This is a genomic window from Actinomyces sp., from assembly GCF_030524025.1.
In the GTDB taxonomy this organism is placed as follows: domain Bacteria; phylum Actinomycetota; class Actinomycetes; order Actinomycetales; family Actinomycetaceae; genus Actinomyces.
In genome coordinates this window covers 2,611-10,341 of record NZ_JAUNHI010000046.1, presented here as the reverse complement: position 1 = coordinate 10,341, position 7,731 = coordinate 2,611, and the positions used below count along the sequence as shown (strand labels likewise).

6 protein-coding genes are annotated in these 7,731 nt (G+C 70.9%); all 6 read right to left on the bottom strand.

The window, feature by feature from the left end; all coding sequences use genetic code 11:
- Nucleotides 1–78: 78 nt before the first annotated feature.
- Entirely contained in the window at nt 79–858 is a 780-nt protein-coding gene (pstB, locus tag Q4C85_RS11435; RefSeq protein ID WP_303142212.1) for a phosphate ABC transporter ATP-binding protein PstB, read from the bottom strand.
- A 34-nt stretch (nt 859–892) separates the two neighbouring features.
- Nucleotides 893–2,026: a phosphate ABC transporter permease PstA gene (gene pstA / locus Q4C85_RS11430; RefSeq protein ID WP_303142210.1), complete on the bottom strand. Its 1,134-nt coding sequence runs from the start codon at nt 2,024–2,026 to the stop codon at nt 893–895.
- Nucleotide 2,027: 1 nt separating this feature from the next.
- Nucleotides 2,028–3,002: a phosphate ABC transporter permease subunit PstC gene (gene pstC, locus Q4C85_RS11425; protein WP_303142208.1), complete on the bottom strand. Its 975-nt coding sequence runs from the start codon at nt 3,000–3,002 to the stop codon at nt 2,028–2,030.
- Nucleotides 3,003–3,143: 141 nt separating this feature from the next.
- Nucleotides 3,144–4,229, bottom strand: coding sequence for a phosphate ABC transporter substrate-binding protein PstS (gene pstS, locus Q4C85_RS11420; RefSeq protein WP_303142206.1), 1,086 nt, complete (start codon nt 4,227–4,229; stop codon nt 3,144–3,146).
- 217 nt (nt 4,230–4,446) lie between these two features.
- Entirely contained in the window at nt 4,447–5,466 is a 1,020-nt protein-coding gene (locus tag Q4C85_RS11415; RefSeq protein ID WP_303142205.1) for an NUDIX hydrolase, read from the bottom strand.
- Nucleotides 5,467–5,485: 19 nt separating this feature from the next.
- On the bottom strand, nt 5,486–7,731 hold a 2,246-nt coding region (locus tag Q4C85_RS11410), incomplete at its 5' end, for an RNA degradosome polyphosphate kinase (RefSeq protein ID WP_303142202.1).

Below are 7,731 nucleotides of genomic sequence, written 5' to 3'. Positions count from 1 at the left end.
ATGGCCGGGGCGTGCCATATGTCCCGATCTCGGGGTGCCATATGTCCCGATCTCGCGGGGAGGGCGGGGCGGGGGGGGTCAGCCGAAGCGGCCGGAGATGTAGTCCTCGGTGGCCTGCTCGGAGGGCGCGGAGAAGATCTTGTCGGTCGTGTCGAACTCGACGAGCTGGCCGGGCTTCCCAGTGGCCTCGAGGTTGAAGAAGCCCGTCATGTCGGACACGCGGGAGGCCTGCTGCATGTTGTGGGTGACGATGACGATCGTGTAGTCCTGCTTGAGCTCGGCGATGAGGTCCTCGATCGCCAGGGTCGAGATCGGGTCGAGGGCCGAGCAGGGCTCGTCCATGAGCAGCACGGAGGGCTTGACCGCAATGGCGCGGGCGATGCACAGCCGCTGCTGCTGGCCGCCGGACAGGCCCGAGCCGGGCCGGTCGAGCCGGTCCTTGACCTCGTCCCACAGGTTGGCCCCACGCAGCGACTTCTCGACCAGCTCAGCGGCGTCGGCCTTCGACATGCGGCGGTTGTTGAGGCGGGCCCCGGCCAGGACGTTCTCCGCGATCGACATCGTGGGGAAGGGGTTGGGCCGCTGGAACACCATCCCGATGGCGCGCCGCACCTGGACGGCGTCGACGTTCGGGCCGTAGAGGTTGACGCCGTCGACAACGACCTGCCCCTCGACCCGGGCACCGGGAATGACCTCGTGCATGCGGTTGAGCGTGCGCAGGAAGGTCGACTTCCCACAGCCCGAGGGGCCGATGAGAGCGGTCACCGACCGCGGCTCGATCGAGACATTGACGTCCTTGACCGCCAGGAAGTCGCCGTAATAGATGTTCTCGTTGGTGACGTCGATACGCTTGGACATGGGCTTTCCTTGATGTGCTCAGGCGCGGGCGCGATCAGCGCCGACCGCCCTTGGGGCTGAGGTAGACGGAGACGAGTCGGGCCAGGAGGTTGAGGACCATGACGATGACGATGAGCGTGAGCGCCCCGGCCCAGGCGCGCTCCATCGTGGCGGTCTCCCCGCGCGAGTACTGGTCGTAGACGAGCACCGGGAGGGTCGCCATGGAGCCCTCGACCGGGTTGGTGTTGGTGCGCACAGTCAGGCCCACCGTGATGAGCAGCGGCGCCGTCTCGCCGATGACCCGCGCGATGGCGATCATGATCGAGGTGGTGATCCCCGCCACCGCGGTGCGCAGGACGACCTTGACGATGGTGAGCCACTTGGGCACGCCCAGGGCGTAGCTGGCCTCGCGCAGCTCGTTGGGCACGAGCCGCAGCATCTCCTCGACCCCCCGGATGACGACGGGGGTCATGAGCACGCTCAGGGCGACGGCGCCGATGACTCCCGCCTGGTAGCGCGGGCCCATGATCATGAGGAAGAGGGTGTAGGCGAACAGGCCGGCCACGATCGAGGGGATACCGGTCATGACGTCGACGAGGAAGGTGACGGCGCGCGCCACCCAGCCGCCGTTGTACTCCACGAGGAAGATCGCGGTGAACAGTCCCAGCGGCACCGAGATGAGGGTGGCGATACCGGTGATCTCCAGGGTGCCGATGATGCCGTGGTAGACCCCGCCGTTCGTGTCGTCGGCGCCGCGCATGTTGGTCAGGAGGAACTCGGGGCCGAAGCGCTGGGCGCCACCCACGACAACCATCCACACGAGGGACACCAGGGGGACCATGACCAGGGCGAAGGCGAGGTAGACCAGGACAGTCAGGGCGGTGTTCCTGCCCCAGCGCTCCCCCTCCTTGACCCAGGACACGGCGGTGGCCGACACGACCCAGGCCAGGGCCGTCAGCACGAGGATCGCGGGGGCGCCCAGGCCGGCGGCCAGCCCGGCCCCCCCGACGACGACGAAGGAGGCGCCCAGGGCCGCCCACACGAACCAGTCCGGCAGCCGCTGGGAGGTCAGGGGCACGCCGTCCACGACGGGGACCGGGTCGGCCAGCGGGTCGGCGGGGTCGATCCGCAGGACCTGCTCGGGGGCGCCGAGGCGTCGGCCGCGCGGGGAAGGGGTGGTGGTGCTCATATCAGTTGGCTCCCGAGAACTCGGAACGTCGGGCGATGAACCAGCGCGCCGCGGAGTTGACGGCGAAGGTGATGAGGAACAGGACCAGACCGGTGGCGATGAGGACGTTGACGCTCAGGCCGTAGGCCTCGCGGAACTGGCCGGCGATGTTGGCCGCGATCGTCTGGTGCTGGCCGGCCTGGAGGATGTGGAGGTTGATGGACAGGCCGCTCGACAGGATCATGAGCACGGCCATCGTCTCCCCCAGGGCGCGCCCCAGCCCCAGCATGGAGGCCGACACGATGCCGGAGCGCCCGAAGGGCAGGACGGCCTGGCGGATCATCTCGTAGCGGGTGGCGCCCAGCGCCAGGGATGCCTCCTCGTGGAGGGTGGGTGTGGCCAGGAACACCTCGCGGGTCGTGGCGGTGATGATCGGCAGGATCATGACCGACAGGACGAGGGAGGCGGTCATGATGTTCTTGGCCGGCGCCTGGTAGTCGGCGAACAGCGGGATGAACCCGAGGTGGTCGGTCAGCCAGGTGTAGAAGGGGTTGAGCAGGGGCACGAGCCACAGGAAGCCCCACAGGCCGAAGACGACCGAGGGGATCGCGGCGAGCAGGTCGACGAGGTATCCCAGCCCCTGGGCCAGGCGCCGCGGGGCGAAGTGGGAGATGAACAGGGCGACGGCGACGCTCAGGGGGACCGCTGCGGCCAGGGCGATGACGCTGGACAGCAGGGTGCCGAACACGAGGGGGGCGACGTAGGCCCACAGCCCGCGCTCCTTCATGAAGGACACCTCGGCCAGGTCCTCGCCCGAGGCGGTCAGGGCCGGCAGGGACTTGCCGATGAGGAAGGCCGTCACGAGTGCCAGGACCGCCATGATGAGGATGCCCGAACCGAAGGACAGGCCGGTGAAGACGCGGTTGCCCGTGCGTCCCGGCGCCCTGCCCTCCACAACGGGCGCGGCGTCGGCCGCGGGTCGGTCAGTGGTGGCCACGTAGGGTCCTTTCGTTAAGAGGTCGTCTGCGGGGTCCGGTTCTGCACGGTTCTGCACAGTCCGGGGACCCCGGGTCCGGGTCGGTGGGGTCGAGGGCTCCGGCGCCGGCCCCGGGGGACGGAGACCTGGCGCCGGTGCCCGTCAGGACCCGATCGTCGAGATCGCCGCGAGCACCTTGGCGCGCAACTGCTCGGACAGCGGGGCGCAGCCCGAGGCCTCGGCGGCGACGGTCTGGCCCTCGGCCGAGGCCATGTACTCGAAGTAGGCCTTGACCCCCGAGGTGATGTCGGGGTCGTCGTAGCGCTGGCGGGCCACGAGGTAAGACACGAGGATGATCGGGTAGCCGCCCTCGGCGGTGTAGTCGATCGTGTAGGTGACGCGGGTGTCGGTGGCGTCCTCGGCCGGCTGGGAGGCCTCGAGGGTCGCGGCCGCCGCCTCGGCGGACAGGGACACGAAGCTGTCCGCGGTGCCGACTGCCACCGTCCCCAGGGTCTGGTCGACCTTCGAGGCGTCGGCGTAGCCGATGGTCCCCTCGGCCGAGCGCAGCGTGGAGACGACCCCCGAGGTGCCATCCCCGGACTGTCCGCCGGACAGCGGCCAGGCGTCGTCGGCCTCGTGGGTCCACACCTCGGGCGCGACCGCCGACAAGTAGGAGGTGAAGCTCTTGGTCGTGCCGGAGTCGTCGGAGCGGTGGACCGGGATGATGGCGGTGTCGGGCAGGGCCACCCCGGGGTTGAGGGCGGTCAGCCGGGGATCGTTCCAGGTCGTGATCTGCCCGGCGAAGACCTGGGCGACGACCTCGCCGGTCATGTTGACGTGGGTCGAGGTATCGAGGTCGGGCAGGTTGTAGGCCACGGCGATCGGGGAGATGTACAGGGGAACCTCGACCACCCCCCACTCGCCCATCGAGGCGACCTCGTCCTCCTTCATCGCCGAGTCCGACCCGGCGAAGTCGACGGCGCCCTCGATCAGCTTGGTGCGGCCGGCCCCCGAGCCGCCGCCGGCGTACTCGACGGTCACGCCCGCGTGGACGTCCATGAAGGCGTTGAGCCAGGCCTCCTGGGCGTCGGCCTGCGAGGTCGCCCCCGCCCCCTTGACCTCACCGGACAGTGTGCTGTTGGGGTCGGCGTGCGCCGTGCCGCCTGCGTCGGAGCCGCAGGCCGCCAGGGTGGTCAGCGCCCCAACCGACAAGGTGCCGATCGCGACACGACGAGTGACGAGCACCACGTATTCCCTCCTCATGTGGTCCGCTCGTCCCGGTCTGGCCGGGGCGAGCCGGATTGTCTGACTGCTCAGGAAGGTAGGCAGGCAGGGTGACTCCGTCATGGCCGCAAGGTGTCCGCCCGAGGTGGGGAGGGTGAACGCGGGGTGAACGGGCCGGCGGGCGTCACCGGGTGCCCCGGCGCTGGCCCGTCGACCGGCGCTCGGCGGCTCTCAGCGGCTCTCAGCAGCCCTCGGACAGCACCGGGCGCTGGATCTCGATGGCGACGGCGCGGATCTTGCGCCGTGGGCGCAGGGCGAGGTGGACGACCATGATCTCCCCGGTCTTGAGCCAGGGGTCCCGGTCGGGCACGGAGCGCAGGAGCGAGCCCGGGGCGTAGTCGGCCACCGCGTCCATGACCGAGGGCAGCACGGGGCGGTGCGTGCACAAGGCCACGGCGGGTCCCCGACGGCGCAGCTCGCCGGCCACCGCCTTGCGGGCGGCCTTGGGGTCGCGGGAGTGGGCGGCCTCGGTCAGGGACGGCTCGGTGACCATGGTCAGTCCGGCGGCGCGCACGTAGCAGGCCACCGTGTCGTAGCAGCGCCGCCACGGGCTGGTCACGACCCTGCCGACGCCGTAGGCCGCCAGGATCGGCACGAGGGCCCGGGCCCGCACCTCGCCCTGGTCTGAGGTCAGCGGGCGGGTGGCCTCATCGGCCTCCGCGTCGCGCTTGCGGCGTCGGCGCCACACCGACCGCTTGACGGCGCGGGCGTGCCGCACGAGGACGAAGGTCCAGGTGTCGAGCTTGCCGTCCTCCCACAGGTCGACGAGCCTGCCGAGCAGGTCACGGTCCATCGCGTGGGTGAGCCGCTTGCGGGCCTTGGCCGAGTCGACCCACTCGGCCTCGTCGATCTCGGAGCGGGAGGCGGGCTTGACGGGCTGGCGGGCGCGCACGGCCGGGTCGGCGGTCTCCAGCTCGCGGGCCGCCCAGTAGCTGACCTCCTTGCGGGCCCCCGAGGCCAGGCGGTACCTCACCCGCCCCAGGGGCTGGCCCAGGGCGACCTGGGAGCCGGTCTCCTCGGCCACCTCCCTGACCGCGCAGGTGCGCAGGGACTCTCCGGGGTCGACCTTGCCCTTGGGGAAGGACCAGTCGTCGTACTTGGGGCGGTGGACGAGGAGCACCTGGAGGCGTCCGCGGCGCTCCCGCCACACGAGGGCGCCCGCGGCGCGCAGGACCCCCCGGTCCTCAGCTCGCTGCGTCATGGCCAACGTCCCCTGGGGCTCAGCCCCGGCCCTTGACGCGCGAGCGCGCCCGGGCCATGAGGGTGGTCTGGATGTCCTCGAGGCGGTTGCCCTCGGCGTCGCGCACATGGCGGGTCCAGGTGCCGTCGGGCTCGAGCCACCAGCTGGAGACCTGCGGTGAGGCGGCGTGGGTGACCAGCCACTCCAGCTCGGCGACCATCGCCGGGTCGGTGATGCGCACGAGGGCCTCGACCCGGCGGTCGAGGTTGCGGTGCATGAGGTCGGCCGAGCCGATGAACAGCTCGGTGTCGCCGTCGTTGCAGAAGGCGAAGACGCGGGAGTGCTCGAGGTAGCGGCCCAGGATCGAGCGGACCCGGATGTTGTCGCTCAGGCCCGGCACCCCGGCGCGCAGGCCGCAGATGCCGCGCACGACGATGTCGACCTCAACCCCGGCCCGGCTGGCCCGGTAGAGGGCGTCGATGGTCGCCTCGTCGACGATCGAGTTGACCTTGATGCGGATCCAGGCCGGGCGGCCCGCACGCCGGGCCTCGATCTCACGGTCGATGCGCTCGATGAGCCCGTCGCGCACGGTGCGCGGGGCGACGAGCAGGCGGCGGAAGCGGGCCCGCGGGGCGTAGCCCGAGAGCTGGTTGAACAGCGTCGTCATGTCCTGGGCGACGTCGCGGTCGCAGGTGAGCAGGCCCAGGTCCTCATAGCCGCGGGCCGTCTTGGGATGGTAGTTGCCCGTGCCCACGTGGCAGTAGCGGCGCAGACCATCGGCCTCCTGGCGCACGACGAGCAGGAGCTTGCAGTGGGTCTTGAGCCCCACCATCCCGTAGACGACGTGGACGCCCGCCCGCTCGAGCTTGCGCGCCCAGGAGATGTTGGCCTCCTCGTCGAAGCGCGCCTTGATCTCCACGATGGCCACGACCTGCTTGCCGGCCTCGGCGGCCTCGATGAGGGCGTCGACGATCGGGGAGTCGCCGCTCGTGCGGTACAGGGTCTGCTTGATGGCCAGGACCTTGGGGTCGGCGGCGGCCTGGGAGACGAACTCCTGGACGGAGGTGAAGAAGGAATCGTAGGGGTGGTGGAGCAGCACGTCGTGCTCGCGCATGGCGGCGAAGACGTCGGGCGCCGAGCTGGACTCGTGGGCGGCCAGGCCGGCGGCGGTGACCGGCACGAAGCGCGGGTACTTGAGGTCGGGGACGTCCAGGTCGTGGACCTGGTTGAGGGAGGTCAGGTCGAGGGGGGCCGGCAGGCTGAAGACGTCGTCCTCGCGCAGGCCCAGCGCCCGCACGAGGTAGCGGCGCACGAAGGAGGAGATCGTGTCCTCGACCTCGAGGCGCACGACGGCGCCGAACCGGCGCTTCTCGAGCTCCTTCTCCATGGCGGTCAGGAGGTTCTCGGCGTCGTCCTCCTCGACCTCGAGGTTCTCGTTGCGGGTGACGCGGAACAGGTGGTGCTCGAGGATGTCCATCCCCGGGAAGAGGTGGTCGAGGTGGCGGGCGATGACGACCTCGAGGGGGATGAGGGCGGCCCCGGCGCGCTTGTCCTTGGCGTTGAGCTCGCGGCCCGGGACGGTGACGAAGCGCGGCAGGGAGTCGGGCACCTTGATCCGTGCGAAGTGCTCCTTGCCCGAGCGCGGGTTGCGCAGGAGCACCGCCAGGTTGAGGGAGAGCCCGGAGATGTAGGGGAAGGGGTGGGAGGGGTCGACGGCCAGGGGGGTGAGCACCGGGAAGATCTGGTGGCGGAAGTAGCGGGTCAGCCGCTCGGCCTGCTCGGGGGCCAGCTCGTCCCAGGACAGGATCTCGATGTTGTGCTCGGCCAGACCCGGACGGATCTCGTCCTGGAAGAGCGCGGCCTGGCGGGCCGTCAGTGCCTTGGCGCGCTCGGTGACGGCGGCCAGGACCTGGTGGGCGTCCAGGCCGGAGGCCCGCACCGGGGTGATGCCCGCCTTGATGCGCCGCATGAGACCGGCGACGCGCACCATGTAGAACTCGTCGAGGTTGGACGAGAAGATCGCCAGGAACCAGGCGCGCTCGAGCAGGGGCAGCTCGGGGTCCTCGGCCTGCTCCAGGACCCGCTCGTTGAAGTCGAGCCAGGTCAGCTCGCGGTCGGTGAAGCGCTCCGTGAAGGAGTCCAGCGGGGGCAGCTCTGACTCGGGGTCGGCCTCAGGGTCGGCCTCGTGGTCGGTCACCGCCTGGCCGGCCTCGGCGGGACGGTCCTGCGGCTCGTCGGTCGACGGCGTCGGTGCGCTGCGGCCCGCCCTTGCCCCCGGCTCCGGCG